The sequence below is a fragment of the Halomonas sp. AOP5-B2-8 genome (assembly GCF_052376475.1).
GTDB lineage: Bacteria > Pseudomonadota > Gammaproteobacteria > Pseudomonadales > Halomonadaceae > Vreelandella > Vreelandella casei.
Window position 1 is genome coordinate 419637 of record NZ_JBQSVS010000003.1, and the last position, 21965, is coordinate 441601.

The window sequence follows — 21965 nt, forward strand, 5'->3', positions numbered from 1 at the left end:
TCCATGCATCCATGGTGATGCAACCCACTTGGGTCATTTGCTGCTTAAATTTGGTCAATAGTATAACGGACTTTGAACGTTATAAGCATTGTTGCAGCAAAGCAAAAAAGCCGTCCTGCGAAAGGACGGCTTTTAAGGCGGGTGCTAGCACCCCACCCAGGTTCGATGCATCGATACAGCCCTTACTGGTGGGCGTTCACGTAATCGATGGCTTCTTGAACCGTGGTGATCTTTTCAGCTTCTTCATCAGGAATTTCAGTATCAAACTCCTCTTCCAAAGCCATTACCAGCTCAACGGTGTCGAGCGAGTCAGCACCCAAGTCTTCTGTAAAAGAAGAACTGTTTTGGATGTCTTCTTCTTTAACGTTCAGGCGCTCTGCTACAACTTTCTTCACGCGCTCTTCAATAGTACTCATTAACGTACTCCAGTCGTTCACATTAGCCGTTTTTGATAACCAGCTATTTGGAAACCGCAAGCCAAAAGCTGCGGGGTAGTTTATAGACGCCCTTGGATCGACGCAACCGCCAAGCCCAAGGCCATCAACGCATATTCATGCCGCCGTTAACGTGAAGCGTCTCGCCGGTGATATAACCGGCTGATTCACTGGTCAAAAACCCCACCGCTGCGGCGATCTCTTCAGGCGCCCCTAAGCGGGCCAACGGAATTTGCTTAAGCAGCATTTCATGCTGCGCCTCAGGCAGCGCTCCGGTCATATCAGTGGCGATAAACCCCGGCGCCACTGCGTTAACCGTAATGGCGCGCGAGGAAACCTCTCGAGCCAAAGCGCGACTAAAGCCCTCCATACCTGCTTTTGCGGCCGCATAGTTAGTTTGGCCCAGGTTGCCCATGGTTGCCACCACAGAACTAATCGACACGATACGCCCAAAACGTGCTTTGGTCATACCACGCAAGCAGGCTTTGCTTACACGGTAGACAGATTTCAAGTTGGTATCCATGACGGAGTCCCACTCGTCCTCTTTCATGCGCATCAGCAAATTGTCGCGCGTGATACCCGCATTATTAACCAAGATAGTCGGCGCACCAAAGCGCTCAGTGATGGCTTTCAACACTTCATCAATGCTGGTCTGATCAGTCACATTCAAGCATAGCCCGGCCCCGTCGATGCCATTCTCTTTGAGATCGGCATCAATTTTTTCAGCGCCGGACTCGCTCGTGGCCGTGCCAATCACAATGCGACCCTGGCGACCTAACTCGCGGGCAATTGCTTGCCCAATGCCACGACTCGCGCCAGTTACCAGTGCCACTCTACGTTCTTGCGTCATAACGTTCTGCCTTCAACCGTGTCTACACGTTAGGATAGCGATCAAAACAGCTTGCGGTCACGCTTTGCCAATCAACGCTTCACGCGCTAGCGCTAGCGCCGAGTTAAGACTGTCAGGGTCGTTCACTGCCAGCCCCTTGCTACCCTTCACGATACGCTTATTAAGACCAGTCAACACCTTTCCTGGCCCGCACTCAATAAATACCTCAACGCCCTGACCCGCCATCACTTCAACGCAGGCACTCCAGCGCACCGGCTGATACAGCTGCTCAATAAGGCGTGTACGCAGTGTAGCAATATCGGCATGGGCCTGGGCATCAACATTCTGGATTACTTTATAGCGCGGCACTCGCAGTTCAATATCCTGCATAGCCGCCTCCAACCGCTCAGCAGCGGGCCACATCAGCGCACAGTGCGATGGCACCGAAACCGGCAGCGCCATAGAGCGCTTAGCCCCCGCCTCTTGGCAGGCTACCATTGCCCGCTCAACGGCCGCTTTAGCGCCGGCAATAACCACCTGCCCCGGAGAGTTATAATTCACGGCAGACACAACATCACCTTGAGCCGCCTTTTCACAAGCGGCCTCGACAGCATCATCTGCCAAGCCAAGAATGGCCGCCATGCCGCCCTCACCCGCGGGCACTGCCTCCTGCATAGCATCACCGCGCAGGCGTACTAAATTTACGCCTTCGGCAAAGCTCATGACGCCAGCGCACACCATCGCACTGTATTCGCCCAAGCTATGGCCAGCCATCACACTCGGACGCGGCCCTTCTAACTCCTGCCAGACGCGCCAAATAGCCACGCTTGCAGAGAGCAGCGCAGGCTGGGTGCATGCAGTTGCATTAAGGGATGCTTCAGGACCTTCTTGGACGACTTTCCACAAGTCATAGCCCAAAGCATCAGACGCTTCCTCAAATGTCGTTCCCACTACACTATAGCGCTCGGCCAGCTCTCGCAGCATTCCCAACTGCTGAGAGCCTTGCCCGGGGAAAATGAGGGCAAGGGGTTGAGACATGTTGTTCACCTTTGCTCTTGTAGGCATTTGCTCATATGAGCGATAGGCGAGGCCATTGGCACATCCTGATGCCACCTAATAGCCCGCAAAAAATTCTTACCGTTTATTATCTACTCATGGCTAGCGAGCGCCATCGCTTTCAACTAATGACGCCTGCCAGCGGCCTGCGATCCTCGCAGGTAAATTGTGTTCCACTTCCTTTAGAGCCCGCTGAATAGCGTAGTAGAAACCATCGGCATGCGTGCTGCCGTGACTTTTCACCACAATCCCACGCAGCCCTAACAAACTAGCCCCATTATAGCGAACGGGATCAAGCTCTCGCTTCAACCGCTTCAACACAGGCTTGGCCAGTAGGCTTGCCAAACGACCGCTCAGACGCGACTCAAAGGCCATCTGTACGCGCTCGACCAACATACTTGTCAAACCTTCGCTTGTCTTAAGCACTGCATTACCTACAAAGCCGTCGCATACCACTACGTCCAGCTGGCCCTTAAACAGATCACCACCTTCAGCATAGCCTTCGTAGGTAAAGGCATCATCGTTAGCATACTCGCGCAACAGGCGATCGGCCTCCCGCACGCTAGCGCTTCCTTTGGTCGCTTCTGAGCCAACGTTAAGCAGCGCCACCCGAGGCATAGGCGTACCATCGACACACTGCGCCATCGCCGCACCCATTAGCGCAAAATCGAGCAGTCGACTCGCAGGCGAATCAACGTTAGCACCCAAATCAAGCAAATAGCAGCGATGCCCACCGCGGGCCGGGATTGCAGTACTGATCGCTGGGCGAGAAATACCCTTGATCATTCCCAGCTCTCGCCTTGCAAGCGCCACCAGCGCGGCCGTATTACCCGCACTAACGCCCGCATCTGCTTCGCCCTGAGCAACGCTGCGCAACATATGCGCCATGCTACTCGAACGACCTCTGCGTAATGCCCAGGCAGCCGTTGCTGATGGCATGATGCTATCGGGAGCATCACAGGCCACCAAACGCGACGCTGCCGCAGCCAAAGGCTGCGGCAAGCGCGAAAGCTCAGCAAGAATCTGCTGACGCGGGCCAAACAAAATCAGCTCTAGGCTTGGGTTTTCTACCGCAGCCCTGGCAGAGCCAGCGACAATTGCACGAGGGCCTTGGTCACCCCCCATTACATCAATCGCTAGGCGCATACCGCACCGAATCCGTTTAGCCGCTTAACAGTGCCGTTGAGACTTATACCTCAACAACCTTACGACCACGGTAGAAGCCATCTGAGGCAACGTGGTGACGCAGGTGAGTAGTACCGGTTTCTTTGTCCTGAGACAAAGTCGGGCCGGTCAGTGCATCGTGGCTACGACGCATGCCGCGCTTGGAACGAGTTTTACGATTCTGCTGAACTGCCATGGGTGTTTACTCCAAGGTATTTAAGGTAAAGGGTGCTTATTTTTTGCCTTTCAAGACATTCAGCACCGCGAAAGGGTTCGTCGCTGGCGTTACTTCTGTCGCCGCGCCTTCTGTTTTGCTGACCAGCTGCTCCGCCGAGACATGACATTCGGCTTCATCGTGATAGACCACCTGAGGCAGGCTAAGAATCAATTCATCCTCAACCACGGTCAGAAGATCCAGCTGTTCCTTTTCCACCAGCACCGGTTCATGACTCGCAGGCAGCTCGGCCGCTAAGGCTTCATCAGTGATCATTCCAAGCAGAAAGTCACTGTCCACCTGTTGAGGCAGCGGCACCAGGCAGCGTCGGCAGGCAAGCGCTAATGTCGCTTGCAAGTGGCCACGAATTTCACGACGACCTTGAGCATCGACGCCAAACTCAAGCACGACATGACAGTCGCCAGTTTGGGCACCCGCTTCATCGGCAAGACGTGGCAGCTTATCAAGCGCTACCAAGCCTTCGATTCGTTCGTGGCGGGCTGCAAGCTTATAAGGCTCAACCCGGCTGGGGAGTTGTGAGGTCAACATAGGCGCGCAATGATAGGCACTCCCCCTGCTGGTGTCAAAGCCGTCGGTGCAATTCTTCATAGCTTCCTCAATAAATAACCCGAATAGGGCTCAATAAACAGCCCATCTGGGGCTTAATCAACCCCCCAATAGGCAGGCTTAACTGCTTTCGCTACACTCTACTGCTTAGACCGCTCTACTTAGACACTGCTTTAACCTAATCACAGCAGAAACAACCGATGCCATCACGCTGCCAGGAGCTTTTGTGACTTCACCAATGATCGAACCATTAACAACCGAGCTGGTACTGGCCTCCAGCTCACGCTGGCGACGCGAGCTACTTGACCGCCTGCAGCTTCCTTACCAATGCTACTCGCCTGACATTGATGAAACACCGCGTAGCGGCGAAACACCGCATGCGTTAGTGCATCGCCTCGCGCTTAGCAAAGCCAATGCTGTTGCAACGCGCTTTCCACATCACTGCATTATCGGTTCCGATCAAGTCGCGGTATTTGAAGGCGACATTCTCGGCAAGCCGCATACGTCAGAAAAAGCACGCGCCAACCTTGCTCGCTTTTCCGGCCAGCGCGTCACATTTCTCACAGGGCTCGCACTTTTAGATACACGCCATCAGCGACATCACGTGCACGTGGAGCCTTTCGAGGTCGTTTTTCGCACCCTGAGCACCCAGGAAATCGAAAATTACGTCACCAAAGAGCAGCCGTTGGACAGTGCTGGCAGCTTTCGGATGGAAGGATTAGGCATTGCGTTGTTTGAAAAACTGGAAGGTCGCGACCCCAACGCGCTGATTGGGCTACCGCTGATCGCACTGTGCGATATGCTACGCCAAGCAGGGCTAGACCCGCTTGGCGCTTCATAACAGGCAGCCGCTTTATCTATACAGGCATACCCATACGGCGCACTCAAGCTAAAAGCGCAGCGGCGTGCTAGGCGCGCGCACACCCAACACCTCAGCAGCAACCTGGGCAAAGCGTCGCGTCAGGCGCTCAAACGGATCAAGGCTCGGCGTGTAATCAATCCATTCGGTATCGCCAACCTGCTCGCGCGCCACCTGCTCAAGGCTACCCAACTGATCGACTAAACCCAGCTCGAGGCTCTGCTCTCCGCTCCAAATCAGGCCAGAGAAAATATCCGGACTATCGCTGAGCCGATCGCCCCTTCCTGCACGCACATCGTCAATAAACTGCCGATGGGTCTGGCTAAGCACGCCCTGCCAAAACGTCTCGGCGTCGTCATCTAGCGGCTGAAAAGGATCTAAGAAGGCCTTGTTCTCGCCCGCGGTCAACACGCGACGTTCAACGCCGAGACGAGATATCGCCTCTTCAAAACCAAAGCCCGCATAGATAACGCCGATTGAGCCGACCAGGCTCACAGGCGATGCGACAATTTCGTCGGCCGCCGCGGCAATGTAATAGGCACCGCTGGCACCGATATCTTCAATGACCGCAATAATCGGCTTATCGCCTTGCTCTCGTAGCCGCATGATCTCCGCATAAATTCGCTGTGACTGCACCGGACTACCGCCAGGACTATTAATATGCAGCACCACGACGGCTGCGCTTTGCGCCTCCCAGGCGCGGTTAAGCCCCAGAATAATACGCTCAGCATTGGCAGGAGAATCACTGGCGATCACGCCATTAACCTCCACAATACCTAAATGACGCTGGGAAGGTGCGGTCGCGCTAGGATTATTCCAAAACAGCCCATAAAGCGTGGCGAATAGGACCACTAACACCACTGCGAGCATCATCAAACGGAAAAACAGCTTCCAGCGCCGCGTGCGGCGCTGCTCGGTTAAAACACCGCCGACCCAACGATCCATCATATCCACCTGCGCCAGGCGTTGACGCTCACGCAGCGTTTCAGCATCGTCTCCCGGCGCTTCGGGCACTGGGCCTACGTTTTCTGATGAAACCTCGGCCCCTTCTGTCCAGCGATCGTCACTCATAAAATATCCTTATATAGACGTAGGCTACTCGCTATGCAATCGCTCAAAAAGCTCACCGACACTATGCGCTAGCCACTTAGGACGGCTCAGCGAGAGGCGCTCTGGCGTATGCACACCATAGGTTACCCCGATGCGGTCCATGCCAATCGCTCGCGCCATTTCCAAGTCATACTCGGTATCGCCCACCATCACCGCCCGCTCAACCGGGACCGAAAGCTCTGCCAACAGCTCGGTAAGCATTTGCGGATGGGGCTTCGAGCGCGTCTCATCCGCCGTACGACTGGATTCAAACCACCCACCGCTACCCGTCTCCGCAAAAATGCGATCAAGACCACGGCGACTTTTGCCCGTCGCTACTGCCAAACGCTGCCCCTCGCGTTCGCGCAGACGAGCGATGTGTGTCTCTACGCCGGCAAAAAACATCATTGGCGTTGCGTCGGCGTGCACAAAATGGTGCGAATAGCGCTCGCGAAGCCGCTCCGCCTGAGCCGGAAGAATGCCTGGGCAAAGTTTAGCAATCGCCTCGGGCAGGCCGAGGCCAATAATATCCTCAACGTCCGGTGCTGAGAGCGCGCCCCACTCTGCTTCTAAGGCAGCAGCCTGCATGCACGAGACAATACGCGGCACCGAGTCCATCAGCGTGCCATCCCAATCAAATATTATCAGCTCGTACTGCATTACAGATCCTTCTTGGCAGGCATATAAACAAAGGGCCGCTTATCGACGGGCGCGCTTGAGGGTTTCTTCCAAAACCTCTGGCAGCGGTGCTTTAACCGTTACCGGGCGGCCATTCGTAGGCTCAGGAAAGGTCAGCGCACGGGCATGCAAGAAAAGTCGCCCCAGCCCTAGCTGCTTAGTAAGAAAGCCACTTTCACGGGTGGCGTACTTATCGTCCCCCAGCAGCGCATGGCCTGCATGGGCAGCGTGAACGCGAATTTGATGCGTGCGCCCCGTCACCGGCTCAGCTTCAATCAGGGTGACTTTCTCGAACGCTTCAACCACCGAAAAATGCGTCCGCGACACCTTCCCGTTAGGGTCAACCCTAACCCGCCGCTCCCCATTACCTGCATCAAACCGGTCCAGACGAGCGCTTTCATAGGTTTTGCGCGCAGGCCAGCGCCCGCTCACTAAGGCCAAGTAGCGCTTATCCATGCCGTGCTTTTTTAATGACTCGTTGAGCGTCACTAGCGCATCGCGGGATTTAGCAAGCAGCAAACAGCCTGACGTATCGCGATCAAGCCGGTGAACCAGCTCTAAGAAACTCAAATCATCACGCACTTGGCGCAGCGCCTCGATCAAACCAATTTTAACCCCGCTGCCACCGTGCACCGCCAGCCCTGAGGGTTTATTGAGCACCATCCAATCAGGGCCTTCCATAATGACGCTGCCGACTAACAGATCACGCAGATTATCACTGACTTCTTTCACTGCCTCACGCGGTGCCAAACGCAGCGGCGGCACGCGAACCAAATCGCCGGCCTGCAACCGGTAATCCACCTTAACGCGCTTTTTATTAACGCGGACTTCACCCTTGCGCACGATCCGATAGATGAGCGCCCGCGGCGCCCCCTTCAAACGTGTCATGAGAAAATTATCAATTCTCTGCCCTGCTTGTTCTGGGGCAATATCCACCCACTGTACTTCACGCCCTTCGGACATTACTTGCTTACTCCTGCTGTTACTCTATGACGTCAGGCTAAAAACGGCATTCTAGCGTAGACCCAAGAGCATTGCGTCAATTGCTGGTCGTTGTCTTTACTGTTATATTCAAAAATGCTCACCAGCCTAGCGCAGAAAGCTGTCTTATCTAGCGCTATCACTAGCTGATCAATAGCTAATTGGCAAAATTACTTAGCAGAATGTATCAACGCTGAGTTTGGTTAATGCGCCTGCCCGACAAACACGCAGGCCAGAGCACGAAAAACGGCACCAGTGTACGCATTGCCCGTTTTTCCGGCATCGAAATATGATCTAAAAATGCAACAAATCTGCCGCCCGTTCTTTTTGTCGGCAGATGAACGTAAGCCCAGCCCTTAACGGCGGGTAGAAACTTAAAAAACGCCACGTGCTGAGCAGCCCCTCCTTTTTCGTCACAAGGTGCCGACTGACTCAGGACGACCAGTTCAACGCTGTGCCGGTGGCCGGCGTTGGTGAATCGATGAATGCCAGGTGTTGGCGGTGTCAGCAGGGCCGGATGGACGTGACAGCCACCGGAACATGTCCTGCCTCCGCCACGTACTCAACGCCCTATTGGCCGGGTCGGCGATGACGCCCTCCCGGTTTTACGCGTCAGCATAGCTATGCGCCGAGCACAAGCACGCAGCAACCAGCGATTCACCTACGCCATGCCGTAGTTAGTTCGCCGGCACGTAACGCTATGTGAGACAACATGAAACGGATGCTTATTAATGCGACCCAGCCTGAAGAGCTGCGTGTCGCCTTGGTTGATGGACAACGCCTGTACGATTTAGATATCGAATCCGGCGCTCGAGAACAGAAAAAAGCTAATATCTATCGCGGTAAAATCACTCGTGTAGAACCTTCACTAGAAGCTGCCTTTGTCGATTACGGCGCCGACCGTCACGGCTTTTTGCCGCTTAAAGAAATCTCTCGCGAGTACTTCGTTAAAGACGTTTCCGGGCGTCCGAGCATTAAAGAAGTGCTCAAAGAAGGCCAAGAGGTCATCGTTCAGGTCGACAAAGAAGAGCGTGGCAACAAAGGTGCCGCGCTGACCACGTTTGTCAGTTTGGCAGGCCGATTTTTAGTTTTAATGCCGAACAATCCTCGTGCTGGCGGTATTTCGCGTCGCATTGAAGGAGACGAACGCAGCCAGCTCAAAGATGCTATGGGCCAGCTGACCGTGCCTGACAAAATGGGCCTGATCGTGCGCACCGCAGGCATTGGCCGCAACCCAGAAGAGCTGCAGTGGGACCTGGATTACCTAGTCCAAGTATGGGAGTCCATCACTACTGAAGCTGCTAAGCGCTCTGCTCCGTTCCTGATTTATCGTGAATCTAACGTCATCATCCGTGCCATGCGCGACTACTTACGTCAGGACATCGGCGAAGTATTGATCGATAGCCCAGAGGTTCATGCCGAAGCGCTGGGCTTTATCCGCCAGGTTATGCCCTCTTATCAGCAAAAAATTAAACTCTACTCTGATGAAGTCGCGCTGTTCTCCCGCTTCCAGATCGAATCGCAAATCGAGACAGCCTATCAGCGCGAAGTAAAGCTGCCATCTGGTGGCTCGATTGTCATCGATCACACCGAGGCCCTGGTCTCCATCGATATCAACTCCGCTCGCGCCACCCGCGGCAGCGATATCGAAGAAACCGCGCTACAGACCAACTCCGAAGCCGCCGATGAAATCGCTCGGCAGCTGCGCCTGCGCGACATCGGTGGCTTGGTGGTTATCGACTTCATCGACATGGGGCCTGCGCGCAACCAGCGTGACGTTGAAAACCGCATGCGTGACGCGCTCAAGCTAGACCGTGCGCGAGTGCAAATCGGCCGTATCTCGCGCTTTGGCTTGATGGAAATGTCTCGTCAGCGCCTGCGCCCTTCGCTGGGTGAAACCAGCGGTGTGGTTTGCCCACGTTGTAATGGCCAGGGCACCATCCGCGACGTGCGCTCGCTTTCGCTTTCCATCATGCGCCTGATTGAAGAAGAAGCCATGAAAGAGAATAGCGCGCAGATTCGCGCCATTCTGCCGGTACCGGTCGCCACCTACTTACTTAACGAAAAACGCAGCGTGTTGGCAGATCTTGAATCCCGCCAGGGTGTTCGTGTGGTGCTGCTGCCTAATCCTGATATGGATACGCCGCATTACGATGTCCAGCGCCTGCGTGATGACCATCTGGACGAAGACGACACCCAAAGCCTTTCAAGCTTTGAACTGTCTACCGATACCGAAGTAGGTAAAGAGCCTGCACCGAGCTTTGTACCCCCCGCTCAACGTGCTGAAGCTGCCGTTAAAAGCGTTACTCACAACGCACCAGCACCGGCGTCGCTACAAACTGAAGAAACAGCGCCTGCCGCCGCACCTACTGCGACCAAAGCAGCCGTAGCCCCTAGCGAGCAGCCTAGCGTTATTGGTCGCTTCATGCGCGGCTTTGCAAAGCTTCTAGGCAGCGACGATACGCCCGCTGAGCCAGCGGCTGTGGCAAAGGTTGAAACGCCAGCGACACGTCGTCCAAGTGAGCGCAGAAGCAGTCAGCGTAACAGCGAGTCTCGTCAGCGCTCCGCGCGCGGTGAGCGCAATGACAGCAATAGCAGTAGAAACGAGTCGCGCAGCGAAAGCCCTGCCAAAACTGAGCAAAAGGCTGAGCCACGCAGCAGCACGCCACGCTCAGTGAGCGATGATAATAGCGATAAACGCAGTGGCCCTAGCCGCACGCGCAATCGTCGCCGCCATCCTCAGCAAAACGAAAACACTGCGCAAGACAGCGTTAATACCGCAAAAGACAGCCACAGCAACAATGTTGCTAGCAAGCCCGCCGCCCAGAAAGAGCCGCGGCGCGAACCAGCTCGCGACAATCAGCGCGAGGAAACGGTTCAACAGCCGGCTAATGCTACCGCCCAGCCGAAAGTCCAGCAGGATGACGATAAGCCCAAGCGTACGCGTAACAACCCACGTAATCGTTCGCGCACCCAGGCTATTAATCCTCAGGCAGAAGCCGAGCAGCTAAAACTGCAGGCCGAAGCGCCCAGCGAAGCACTAGAGGCCACGCCAACGCCAAGCGAAGCGTCTATCGAACGGCCCGCAGTGGCCAGTGAAGTGCCTGTTAATGAAGCACAGACGGCGAAATCGGCAGATAACGACAATGACGCTGACAACACGACGACGGCTGAACGCCCCGTGACGGAGAATGCCAAAGCGCGCAGATCAACGCACCAGCGCCGCCAGCCGAAAGCGGCTCCGACAGCGCCTGAGGCAGAAACTACTGAGCTGCCAGAAGCCTTTGCTAAACCAAGCGAGCCGGTGACCTCAGCCAGCAACGCGCCTGAGGCAGAGCCTTCGCAAGCGACCGAAGCTGAAACGCTTACGGAGCAGCCAGACGTTCAGCAGGCCCCGCCAAGTCAACATGCGCCCCACGTTGACGAACCCTTCGTGCCTGAACGCGCTGAAACGCCGCGCGCCGCCGATCCGACCATCAGCGCTGATCAGAGTGAATCAAGCAGCAATAGCCAGTCCGCTGCCTCCAGCGACGCTGACGAAACTCACCAGCAAGCAGCCGCTTCTAGTGTTCCTGAACATATCGTTGAGGCTCAACAGCCAGCGCCTGCGGCTGAAGAACAGCCTAGCGTGATATTGCAAGGCGCTGAGCAACAGGCATCTGGACAGCAGGCGTCTGAGCAACAGGATTTTGAAAAACAAAGTTTTGAAAAACAAGACTTTGAAATCCAAGAGCCTGAAAGCCAAGAGCCTGAAAAACAGGCTGCCGAGATCAGTGCTGAACAATCAGTCGTTGAGCCACAGGCTAGCCCTGCACCAACAGCGCAAGCAGAGCCTCAGCCCAGCCTCCCGTTAGCCAATGAAGCGCAAGCTGAGACAACGACCGCTGAAGAAGTACCTGCTGAAGCATCTGTTGAAGCATCTGTTGAAGCATCTGTTGCAGCACCTATTGAAGAGATGCCGAAGCCTCGTCGGCGCACTCGTGCGCACAACGATCCACGCGAGAAGCGTAAACAGACACAGCAAGACACGCTCCCAGAATAAATTGATGGTGTGTGGCAACAGCAAAATCCCCGCTTCGGCGGGGATTTTTTTGTTTCGCATTTGCATTAGCTTATGTATTGGCGCCGCTCAGTTTAGGGCAGATTTAAGGATTAATTAAACGCGGCTCTGGCGATAGTCGTACGCCAAAGCGCGCCTCCACCTGAACAGCAATGTAGCTGGCTATTTTCATCAAGCCATGGCGATCGCCGCCACCAAAATGCACCAGCACCAGCGCCTGATGTTGATGAACCCCAAAGACACCATCACGCATCCCCTTTAAACCGCACTGGTCGATCAACCAGCCAGCCGCCAGCTTTGTCTGCCCTTTCATTTGAGGGAAATGCGGCATATCAGGATACTGACGCAGCAGACGGGCCGCCTGGTCATCAGATATCAGAGGGTTTTTAAAAAAACTCCCTGCATTGGCAAGCACCTTTGGGTCAGGCAATTTTTCACGCCTAATCGTACAGACCGCCTCAGCGACCTCAAGCGGCGTGGGCACCGGCGATAACCGAGCGGCAAGATCACCATAGCCAAGCTGCGGGGCAGGCTTTCGTGATAAGCGCAAAACTAACTGAGTAATGACTACTTTATCCGCCATCGCCCCTTTAAACACGCTGTCGCGATAGCCAAACTGGCACTCCTGCGCGCTTAACCAGGCAAGTTGGCCGGAGGCAACCTCCATGACCTGCACCGACTGAAGCGTATCGGCAAGCTCTACACCGTAGGCACCAATATTTTGCACCGGCGCCGCTCCGCAGCTGCCAGGGATCAGCGCAAGGTTCTCGATCCCCCACAGCCCTCGCCGGGCGGTCGCCATTACTAAGGCATGCCAGTTTACGCCCGCGCCCACATGCACTAGCACATGGCCCTGCTGCTGGCTGAGCCACCATTGACTAAGCGCCGGACGTACCGTCAAGCCCGGTAACTGCTCGGGCAGTAGCACATTACTGCCGCCGCCTAATAGCGTGATTGGCCACTCCTGGCAGCGCGCTTTCGCTAGGGTACTACGCAGCGCGGACAAGGTACCTGGGGCTGAAAAACGCTCAGCCCGGCATGGTAGCGCCAGCGTATTGGCGGACGTGAGATCCACATGACGAGTAATATTCAACTCAGCCACTTTAAGCACTTGGCTCGGCAAATAGCGCGCGTACTCGCTCTAAATCCTCAGCGGTATCGACACCGGCGGGATTTACTTCGCAGGCTAAAGCCACCTGAATAACGTGACCATGCTGTAGTGCACGCAGCTGTTCGAGCTGTTCGAGCTGCTCAAGACTCGACGCAGGCCAATCGAGATACGCCTCTAGGAAACGCACACGATAAGCATAAATGCCGATATGACGCAGCCATTGATCGCTCGCTAGTAGCGTGGGCGGCTGTTTAAAATGCTCGCGATCCCAGGGAATCGGCGCACGAGAAAAGTACAGCGCTCGCCCCTGCAGAGTGCGCACCACCTTGACCACATTGGGATTAAACAACGACGCCACGTCGCTAATCGGCTCTGCCAGCGTTGCTATCGATGCCTCTTGGTCCTCAGCCAGGCGCAAAGCCACCTGGTCGATCAACGCTGGAGGAATCAACGGCTCGTCGCCCTGGACGTTAACCAGCAGCGCATCTGCCGGCAAGGCCAAACTAGTCGCCACTTCGGCCAAGCGATCAGTGCCCGAAGGGTGATCATCGCGCGTCATGATCACCTCAGCGCCATAAGCCTGCATAGCATCGCGTATGCGCGCATCGTCGGTTGCAATCACCACCCGACTAGCATGGCTTTGGCAAGCACGCCGCCAAACGTGCGCGACCATTGGCTCACCGGCAATCTCAAGCAGCGGCTTACCGGGTAATCGAGAAGAGCCATAGCGCGCGGGAACAACAGCGGTAAATTCAGGAAAGGTGACGCCAGGCGTCGTAAAATCAGTAACAGCCATTAAGCGTCTCCAGTGCGTCCCGGCGACGTAGGCAGCTTTTCATCGGCATCCATTGCGCGGGCTTCTTCCAGCAGCATGACAGGGATACCTTCTTGAATGGGATAGGCCAAGCCATCGTAATGGCAGCGAAGCTCTTGCCCCTCACGATCATATTTTAGCTTAGCGTTACACAACGGGCAGACCAGCATTGCCAGCAGTTCCTTATCCATGCGAACGTCTCCTTTAGGAAAGTGCCGACAGTCGCGCTGCCAGCCAGTGCTCAAACTCTGATGGAAGCGTCGCTTCCACGTCTAATATCCAGCTATTGGGCGGTGCCAGGTCATAACACTTTACGGCGTCTTTGGCCGTCATCACCACTGGCCGCGACTCTGCAAAGCTTAGCGCCTCAGCACTAAAACGCTGATGGTCTGCTAACGGGTGCCAGTCACCCTCGACTCCGAGGGTAGATAACGTCCGAAAAAAACGCTCGGGATGACCGATGCCCGCCACGCCATGCACCGGCAATGCAAACGGCAAAGGTGTTAACGGAAAGCGAGTGCCGTCTGCCAGTCGTCGCCAGCAGACCGGTGCCAGCTGCATATGAGTGACCGGCGCAACGGGTAGCGACTGCTTTAGATCCCCATTGACGATCACCGCATCGACTCGCTGTAGCCGACTAGGCGATTCGCGCAGCGGCCCGGCTGGCAGGCAATAACCGTTACCAAGGCCTCGGGTGCCATCAACAACGAGCAGCTCGATATCTCTAGCCAGTGCCAGGTGCTGTAAACCATCGTCACTGAGAACAATATCGCACCCCGCCGCTATCAGCGCCTGCACACCCCGTACGCGATTGGGATCCGCCACTACCGGCAGCCCGGTTTGCTGTGCCAGCATAAGCGGCTCATCGCCACTTTCAGCCACCTTCGTACTGGCCGTCACTCGCAGTGGATAATGCGGCGCTTTTCCGCCATAGCCGCGCGTCACAATCCCCGGCGTGTAGCCCTGCCCCACCAGCCAACTAGCGAGCCAGGCCACCAAAGGGGATTTACCCGTTCCACCAAGGGTGATATTGCCAACCACAATGGTCGGCACCGGCGCCTTCCAAGAGGCTTTTCTTCCGCGCCGGTAGGCTTGTTCACGACGCGCCATGCCCCGCTGGTACAGAGCCCCTAGCGGTTTAAGTAGCGCTAGCCAGCGGCTGCCTTGATAAGCGGCTTTTAGCCATCGTTCTGCTAGCGTTTTCGCAGGCAGCTTCATACCGCTTCTTGGAACTGTAGTTGATACAGTGCCGCGTAGGCACCGCCCACTTCAAGCAGCGCCTGATGGGAGCCTTCCTCGATGATACGCCCTTGATCCATCACCACAATTCGGTCGGCTCGCTCAATAGTCGAAAGCCGGTGTGCAATGACCAGCGTGGTGCGCCCCTCACAAACTCGCTCAAGGGCTTTTTGAATATAGCGCTCAGACTCAGTGTCCAGTGCCGACGTTGCTTCATCTAGTATTAGCAATGGCGCATCCTTAAAGATGGCTCTGGCAATTGCCAAACGCTGACGCTGCCCACCCGACAGCATAACGCCATTTTCACCGACCGTGGTGGCATAGCCGTTGGGCAGTTTATCGATAAATTCATGCGCATAGGCAGCCTCGGCGGCTGCTTTAATCGCCTGCATATCAGGATTGGCTACACCGTAAGCAATGTTATCGGCAATCGAGGCATTAAATAGCGTCACCTGCTGAGAGACCAGCGCAATCTGCTGACGCAGCGGCCCTAGCGCGTAGTCATCAACATTGATGCCATCAATGGTAATCGCGCCCTGGCTAGACCGATAAAATCTCGGTAACAGACTAACCAGTGTCGACTTTCCGCTCCCCGAGCGCCCGACGATGGCGACTAACTCTCCAGGTGCCAAGTGAAGGTTAATGTCATGCAGTACGTCAGGCTGGTCGTCGGCGTAGCGAAAGCTGACGTTATCAATCACGACATCGCCTTTTAAACGGCTGGCTATGTGCTTTCCAGTGTCCTGTTCAGGCGACATATCCAGCAGTCCAAATAGCTCCGATGCCGCGGCCAGTCCTTTTTGGATTTCACCATTAATCTCAGTCAGTTGGCGCACTGGCTTAATCATCAGCGCTGCCGCTGTAATAAACGCCACGAACTCACCGGGCGTCATGCTGGCCATTAGCGAGGGCGACATGGCAAGCCAAACCAGCAGCGCCATGGAGATGGCCACGAGCATCAAAATCACCGGCGAGCTAACGGCGCGCGTCATGGCTTCCTTCATACTTTGACGGCGGTTCTCTTCGCTCACTCGCGCAAAGCGCTGCTTCTCATAAGCTTCAGCACCATGCGTACGCACGACGCGATAACCCGAAAGGGCTTCCGAGGCAATGTGGGTCACATCGCCCATAGAGTGTTGAATGCGTTTTGAAATACGTCTAAATCGCTTACTTACATAGCTAACCACCACGGCGATGATTGGCGTCACACCCAAAAACAGCAGTGTTAACATCCAGTTCGTCCAAAGCAGATAGAGAATCAAACCAATTACGAAGAGGCCTTCGCGAAGAATGATGGTCACTGCTTTGGTGGCTGCTCCGGCCACCTGCTCAACATGATAGGTTACTCGCGACACCAGCTGGCCGCTCGAATGATGATCAAAAAACCAGCCGGGAAGATGAAGCAAATGGGCGAACACATCGCAGCGCAGCGTGTGGATCACGTAGCGCCCAACGTAGGACATGAAATAGGTACTTAGGAAGGTGCCAACCCCACGGGCGAAAAACATAATAATGACAAACAGTGGCAGAAATAGCCGGAAGGCTGCATCTGGGTTTTGAATGCCATCAATCAGGCGCTTCATCATCTCCGCCAATGCGGTGCTTGATGCGGCATAAACCACAAACCCCACCAGCGCCAGCGCAAACGCCTGCCAATGTGGCTTAACGTAGCTCAACAACCGCTTATAGACATCCCAACTTGAATCGGTCACACGCGCTCCTGGCAATAGTGTGCAGTGCGCTGAATTCTACCTTAAGGCGGCGTGCTTCAACACCGGTTGCGTTGTCCAGATAGCTTACGTGTCGTTTTGATTTGTATGAGATCGTTAGCATCTAGCCAAAAACGCAGCGCGCCATCCTGCGCGGTGCTCCATAAACAGCTATTTTCATAGCGAAAACGTCGTACCACTTGATCAGCCGGGTGTTGGAACTGATTGCTTTTTCCTGCGCTGAAAATAACGTGCTGGGGCGTCGTATGGCGCACAAACTGAATACCCGAGCTAGTGCGGCTGCCGTGATGCCCAGCCACCAGCACACTGACCGGCGGGCGCACGTCCTGCAACATGTCGTGTAATAAGCGCCGCTCTATGTCGGCACCGACATCGCCGGTTATCAACAGTCTGTGCTCGCCTACGCTGACTTCCAATACGCAGGAGCGATCGTTAGCAGAAAGCGTATTAGCACCGGCAGGTGGCCAGAGAATACGAAAGCCAACCCCATCGCGCTCCCATGCCTGGCCTCGCGCGCAAGCAACGCTTGGCACGGGCAGTGATTCTCCTAAGGGGGCCAGCCACTGATTGACCTGGTGATCAGAGAGTAACGCCTCAACCCCACCTGCGTGGTCGTTATCGGCGTGGCTAATAATCACTTGATCAAAACGCTGCCCCGGCGACCACAGCGTCTCTAAGGGCATAAACCCACCCCTAAACCGCGGCCCTGCATCATAGAGAAGACGATAGTGCTGACTACGCAGCTCGATCAACTGCCCCTGGCCCACATCGTGCACGCTCACTCTAATAACGCCTGGCGCAAACGGCGGTGCAAGCGACCACCAAGGCAACGCAACTATCAGCGCGGTCGAAAGTAGCCGCAGTCCAGGCAGAACACCCGGCAACCCCCAGCACAGCGACAATAGCAGCAGTGCAAAGGCTAGCGGATACGTCAGCAGTCGGTCAGGCTCCCAAAGCGGCCATTGTTGCGACGACAGCGTCAGTAAAAGATGAAAAACGTTGAGCGCTGCCTCAAATATCCACCACGCCACATGGCCCACGAGAGGAAATGGCGCTAGCAGCCAGCCTAATAGCGCCGTAGGCACCATGATCGAGCTAACCCAGGGCACGGCAACTAAGTTAATCAGCGGAGCCACCGGGGCCACTCTGCCAAACGCCACCAGCACAGCGGCGGCCATGAGCGGGGCTAAGAGTAATTGCGTTCGGATCAGCGCCCAGCACCACCCTTTAATACCCCGCGGGCGTTGACGCCCCTGCCAAATAACGATTAACCATGCGACGGCAACAAAGGACAGCCACATACCAGGCCGCCATAAAGCCAGAGGATCAAACATCAGCACTAGCGCGAGTGCCAGCCACCATGCTTGCCAAGCGCCGGGGGCATGTCGACCGCTAAGTACCCACAGGCCAATTAGCGTCATCACCATTGCTCGCATAGCGGGTGGCGCCATTCCTGCAAGCACGGCGTATGCAACGCAGCCCACTGCTGCTGCCCACCATGGCCAGACTCGCATGCGCCAGTTGCCGGGAGTTAATAGCCGTGCAGCGAGCTTTGCTAATAGCAGTACAAACGAAGCTACCAAGCCAACGTGTAATCCCGAAATAACCACCAAGTGGGTGGTGCCGGTGGCATTTAGCAGCGACCAATCATCTTGTGTCAGCTGGCCGCTTTCACCTAGCGTCAGCGCCGCCAACCAGCGCTGGGTGCGTTCGCTGAGTGCTTGTTGTGATAAGAAGTCTAGCGCTAGCTGGCGCAAGGAGACGCTAGCGGTCGATAGCCGTTCAGCCTGGGGGTCCTGACGCAGATACCCCGTCGCATGAATACCTTCTCGCCAGAGCCACTGCTCAAAATTGAAAGTATGCGGATTGGCAAAACCACCAGGAGGACGCAAACGCAGCGTCATTCGCCACTGTTCCCCTGGCTTAAACACCTCATCGCTATAGGCCGATACCCGCACTTTGGAAAGTGACGAGCAGCTAGGGCGCTGCGCCGGGCTATGGCACGTATCAAGCGCAAGCAATAGTCGAGTAGCCTGAGAAGATGGTACAGAGAGCGGCTGAGCTGTTAAAACGGTTGCTTCAACAACAATATCTTCACCGCTTAACCCGGCCGGCAGGCGGCCAGACCACTCGCGCTGTACACTAATAAAAACCCATAGGCCGATTAAAAGCCAAATACCAAGACGCGGGCGCCACGTCATCACAAACAACGTAGCCACCAAACCCCATCCTAGCGCGCTGGATGTCATATCTGAAAAAGTGCTATACCAAGCAAAAATGCCCCCGCTCAGTGCCGCAAAAGCGGCTGGCATAGCAACACCGAACCGCATACAGCTCTCCTTTGCGTTAGCTCATTCACTGTCCAGCATAGCTTAAGGGCGGCGCTATATGGATAATAGGCGAGATCGATAGGTAAGAGTGTCCGCTATGCCGCGCCGATTCCTGCAGCGCTACATGCCCAAACCCGACACTATCAGGAAACAGCGCTCATTACGGTTCTTAGCGCCGCTGATTGCAGACCCGGGGTTGTGGCTTTTAACTCGCCGAAGCGTTGCGAATGCGTTTAGCGTGGGCGTGTTTTGCGCCATGCTGCCCATTCCTTTTCAAATGGTGGTGGCAGCGCTGGGCGCTCGCTTAACGCGCTGTAACTTAGCGTTATCAATCGGCCTGGTATGGATTACCAATCCTCTAACGATGCCACTCATTTTCTACGGCAACTACCGAATTGGCACATTTATACTCGGCGCGCCGGTACGGGAGGCTCCTTCTAGGATTTCAACGCACTGGATTGCCGAACAGATGCACGACATTATGCCGCCGCTGATCGTCGGATCATTAGTAACAGCGTTTTTTTTAGCCATCGTCGCCAATATTGGTATTCGCCTGATTTGGCGCTGGCACGTTTCTTATAATTGGAAACGCCGCCGCCTAAAACGTCGGCAGCGGCGTGCGCGCATCGAAGCAGAGTTTGATGACTGAGCTGGATGACTAAAGGGCGGGCGTTTGCTCGATAAGTTTTCCTGCATCCAGCTTGAGTACGCGATCTTGATGAGCAGCCAAGCCAACGTCATGAGTCACAATTACAAACGCGCAGGCGCTTTCTTTTGCCAACTCATCCATCAGTGCCAAAATAGTGGCTGCCGTGGTCTGATCCAGGTTGCCCGTCGGCTCATCCATTAAGACCAGGCTTGGATCCGTCACCAGCGCACGAGCGATCGCCACGCGCTGACGCTCGCCTCCGGACAGCTCACCAGGCCGATGATTAGCCCGCGGCGTCATGCCTACTCGCTCAAGTATTTGCATAGCGCGCTGCTCGGCCATTTTTTTCGACTGACCGCGAATAATCAGCGGCAAAGCGGCGTTTTCAACAGCGCTGAACTCCGCCAACAAATGGTGGAATTGATACACAAAACCAATATAGCGATTACGGAAGTTGCCAAGCGCCGTTTCATTTAAGCCTGCTAGCGGCTCTCCGGCAATGGTCACGCTGCCTTCACTGGGGCGGTCAAGGCCGCCCAGTAAATTCAATAGCGTTGTCTTACCTGAACCCGAACTGCCGACGATAGCCACCCGCTCTCCGGCACGCACCTGCAAGTTGAGCTGGTCCAGCACCGTAAGTTCTTGGGGCCCTTCGCTATAGACCCTGCTCAGCGCCTGGCAATCGAGCATCACCGCCGCGTCTTGGCGTGTGTTCAGAGGCATCGTATTCATAGACATCCTGGCATCCTTATTGCTGCTCTCGTTATTGCCGCTCTCATGACTACTCATAGCGCAATACATCGGCAGGCTGAACCCGCGCTGCGCGCCAAGCGGGATAGAGCGTTGATAGGAACGTCAATCCAAAAGCGGCCAACACGATACGACTGACATCACTCCACTCCAGACGTGAGGGCAGATCACTGATGAAGTAAACCCCGGCATCTAGGAACTGAATGCCCAGCGTTCCTTCGACCCAACCAATGAGGTCCGCAATCGTTAGCGCGAGCAGCACCCCCACCGCAACACCAATGGCGATACCAATAATCCCGATCGCCATGCCTTGAACAATAAAAATGCCCATAATCGAGCTTGGCTTAGCACCAATAGTGCGCAGAATGGCGATATCTGCCCGCTTGTCGGTGACGACCATGACCAGTGTCGAAACGATATTAAACGCTGCCACGGCAATAATAACGGTGAGCAGTAGCGCAATCATGCGCTTTTCCATTTGTATCGCTTGAAACAGATTACCCTGGGTAAACGTCCAGTCGCTGCCGCGATAGCCGGAACCAAGCTCATTGATAATGGCCTGGGTTTCGCTGCTAGCCGCAAACAGATCATCCAACTCTAGACGCAAACCGCCCACTGCATCGCCTAAACGCGCAAGGGTCTGCATATCTTCAATATTGGCATAAGCCAAGTTGGCATCAAGCTCAGCGCCGACGCTAAAAATACCGCTGACGGTAAAGCGCTTTAAGCGCGGAAAGACCCCGGCGGGCGTAATCGATGCTTCGGGCACTAACAGCGTGACCCGATCGCCCACGCCAACACCCAAACTGCGTGCCAGTGCCGAGCCCATCACCACGTGCCATTCACCGGGCACAAGGTCAGCCAACTTACCTTCACGCATGTGATCGCTGATGATGGACACCTTATCTTCCCACTCAGGATTAATGCCATTGACCATGGCGCCTTGATTGCGACCACCGACCGAAAACATACCCTGCTGTTCAACATAGGGCGCTGCGCCGATAACACGCTCACGCTGCATCAACTGCTCAGCCAACGACTGCCATTCAACTAAGCCTTCCCGGGACTCAATTTTAGCATGGGGCACCATCCCCAAAATGCGTGTGCGCAGCTCGTGATCGAAGCCGTTCATCACCGACAACACCAGGATAAGGACCGCAACGCCCAGCATTAATCCCAGCATTGAGGTCAGCGAAATAAAAGAAATAAAGTGGTTTCGGCGTTTAGCGCGCACGTAGCGCAGCCCCACCAGAAAAGGCAAACGATCAAGCATGGCGTGATTCCTTATCAATAAGCGCTCATGGTACGGTTTTTTTAATGTCTCTGCATGCTCAAACAGCCATTAGAGCGGTCTACACCGTGAGCGTTCACAGCGCATGCTTGCAACTTACCTCGCCACCGCCTACATTGC

General features: G+C 55.3%; 20 protein-coding genes. 3 read left to right on the forward strand and 17 right to left on the reverse strand.

Features of this window, described 5'->3' with window-relative positions:
• Positions 1-182: 182 nt before the first annotated feature.
• The 6 genes from acpP to ACT3RP_RS09535 all read right to left on the reverse strand — a co-directional run bounded on the left by acpP (position 183) and on the right by ACT3RP_RS09535 (position 4246).
• Positions 183-416 carry an acyl carrier protein gene (acpP, locus tag ACT3RP_RS09510; protein ID WP_008956801.1) on the reverse strand — a complete coding sequence of 78 codons (234 nt, stop codon included), beginning with the start codon at positions 414-416 and terminating at the stop codon, positions 183-185.
• 124 nt (positions 417-540) lie between these two features.
• A complete protein-coding gene (fabG, locus tag ACT3RP_RS09515; protein ID WP_193062619.1) occupies positions 541-1284 on the reverse strand; it encodes a 3-oxoacyl-ACP reductase FabG in 744 nt (247 codons plus the stop codon).
• 57 nt (positions 1285-1341) lie between these two features.
• Complete coding sequence (gene fabD, locus ACT3RP_RS09520) at positions 1342-2301, reverse strand: ACP S-malonyltransferase (protein ID WP_444671764.1); 960 nt, start codon at positions 2299-2301, stop codon at positions 1342-1344.
• 120 nt (positions 2302-2421) lie between these two features.
• Positions 2422-3465, reverse strand: coding sequence for a phosphate acyltransferase PlsX (gene plsX / locus ACT3RP_RS09525; RefSeq protein WP_193062615.1), 1044 nt, complete (start codon positions 3463-3465; stop codon positions 2422-2424).
• A gap of 43 nt (positions 3466-3508) precedes the next feature.
• Positions 3509-3679, reverse strand: coding sequence for a 50S ribosomal protein L32 (gene rpmF / locus ACT3RP_RS09530; RefSeq protein ID WP_096280598.1), 171 nt, complete (start codon positions 3677-3679; stop codon positions 3509-3511).
• Positions 3680-3715: 36 nt separating this feature from the next.
• Positions 3716-4246 (reverse strand): YceD family protein, encoded by a 531-nt coding sequence (locus tag ACT3RP_RS09535; protein ID WP_193062613.1) that lies wholly within the window; start codon positions 4244-4246, stop codon positions 3716-3718.
• Positions 4247-4502: 256 nt separating this feature from the next.
• Between ACT3RP_RS09535 and ACT3RP_RS09540 the strand changes: the two genes are divergently transcribed.
• The gene (locus tag ACT3RP_RS09540; RefSeq protein ID WP_193062707.1) at positions 4503-5105 is read left to right on the forward strand and encodes a Maf family protein; all 603 of its coding nucleotides are present in this window, start codon (positions 4503-4505) and stop codon (positions 5103-5105) included.
• A 48-nt stretch (positions 5106-5153) separates the two neighbouring features.
• Here ACT3RP_RS09540 and sppA read toward each other — a convergent pair whose 3' ends face one another.
• The 3 genes from sppA to ACT3RP_RS09555 are packed head-to-tail and all read right to left on the reverse strand — an operon-like array spanning position 5154 to position 7853.
• Positions 5154-6194 carry a signal peptide peptidase SppA gene (gene sppA, locus ACT3RP_RS09545; RefSeq protein WP_483393699.1) on the reverse strand — a complete coding sequence of 347 codons (1041 nt, stop codon included), beginning with the start codon at positions 6192-6194 and terminating at the stop codon, positions 5154-5156.
• Positions 6195-6218: 24 nt separating this feature from the next.
• Positions 6219-6872, reverse strand: coding sequence for an HAD family hydrolase (locus ACT3RP_RS09550; RefSeq protein WP_483393700.1), 654 nt, complete (start codon positions 6870-6872; stop codon positions 6219-6221).
• Positions 6873-6911: 39 nt separating this feature from the next.
• Entirely contained in the window at positions 6912-7853 is a 942-nt protein-coding gene (locus ACT3RP_RS09555; protein ID WP_096280609.1) for an RluA family pseudouridine synthase, read from the reverse strand.
• 730 nt (positions 7854-8583) lie between these two features.
• Between ACT3RP_RS09555 and rne the strand changes: the two genes are divergently transcribed.
• Positions 8584-11913, forward strand: coding sequence for a ribonuclease E (rne, locus tag ACT3RP_RS09560; RefSeq protein WP_483393701.1), 3330 nt, complete (start codon positions 8584-8586; stop codon positions 11911-11913).
• A gap of 103 nt (positions 11914-12016) precedes the next feature.
• Here the strand turns inward: rne and murB are convergent, their stop codons facing one another.
• Genes murB through ACT3RP_RS09590 form a run of 6 tightly spaced genes read right to left on the reverse strand, consistent with a single transcriptional unit; the run spans position 12017 to position 19155 of the window.
• A complete protein-coding gene (gene murB / locus ACT3RP_RS09565; protein ID WP_444625878.1) occupies positions 12017-13024 on the reverse strand; it encodes a UDP-N-acetylmuramate dehydrogenase in 1008 nt (335 codons plus the stop codon).
• Between the two features lie 10 nt (positions 13025-13034).
• The gene (gene kdsB / locus ACT3RP_RS09570; protein ID WP_444625838.1) at positions 13035-13838 is read right to left on the reverse strand and encodes a 3-deoxy-manno-octulosonate cytidylyltransferase; all 804 of its coding nucleotides are present in this window, start codon (positions 13836-13838) and stop codon (positions 13035-13037) included.
• Positions 13838-14047 (reverse strand): Trm112 family protein, encoded by a 210-nt coding sequence (locus ACT3RP_RS09575; protein ID WP_483393702.1) that lies wholly within the window; start codon positions 14045-14047, stop codon positions 13838-13840. Before ACT3RP_RS09575 ends, kdsB begins: the two co-directional genes overlap by 1 nt.
• Before the next feature lie 13 nt (positions 14048-14060).
• Positions 14061-15074 carry a tetraacyldisaccharide 4'-kinase gene (lpxK, locus tag ACT3RP_RS09580; RefSeq protein ID WP_444625839.1) on the reverse strand — a complete coding sequence of 338 codons (1014 nt, stop codon included), beginning with the start codon at positions 15072-15074 and terminating at the stop codon, positions 14061-14063.
• The gene (gene msbA / locus ACT3RP_RS09585; protein WP_444625840.1) at positions 15071-16807 is read right to left on the reverse strand and encodes a lipid A export permease/ATP-binding protein MsbA; all 1737 of its coding nucleotides are present in this window, start codon (positions 16805-16807) and stop codon (positions 15071-15073) included. Before msbA ends, lpxK begins: the two co-directional genes overlap by 4 nt.
• A 56-nt stretch (positions 16808-16863) precedes the next feature.
• Complete coding sequence (locus tag ACT3RP_RS09590) at positions 16864-19155, reverse strand: DNA internalization-related competence protein ComEC/Rec2 (protein WP_444625841.1); 2292 nt, start codon at positions 19153-19155, stop codon at positions 16864-16866.
• Positions 19156-19252: 97 nt separating this feature from the next.
• Between ACT3RP_RS09590 and ACT3RP_RS09595 the strand changes: the two genes are divergently transcribed.
• Positions 19253-19804: a DUF2062 domain-containing protein gene (locus ACT3RP_RS09595; RefSeq protein ID WP_193062596.1), complete on the forward strand. Its 552-nt coding sequence runs from the start codon at positions 19253-19255 to the stop codon at positions 19802-19804.
• Between the two features lie 9 nt (positions 19805-19813).
• On the opposite strand, the gene ACT3RP_RS09600 is transcribed toward ACT3RP_RS09595, so the two are convergent.
• Together ACT3RP_RS09600 and ACT3RP_RS09605 are read right to left on the reverse strand one after the other, a co-directional pair.
• Positions 19814-20542, reverse strand: coding sequence for an ABC transporter ATP-binding protein (locus tag ACT3RP_RS09600; RefSeq protein WP_193062594.1), 729 nt, complete (start codon positions 20540-20542; stop codon positions 19814-19816).
• A 43-nt stretch (positions 20543-20585) separates the two neighbouring features.
• On the reverse strand, positions 20586-21827 hold the full coding sequence (locus ACT3RP_RS09605; RefSeq protein ID WP_193062591.1) for a lipoprotein-releasing ABC transporter permease subunit: 1242 nt from the start codon (positions 21825-21827) through the stop codon (positions 20586-20588).
• Between the last annotated feature and the right edge of the window lie 138 nt (positions 21828-21965).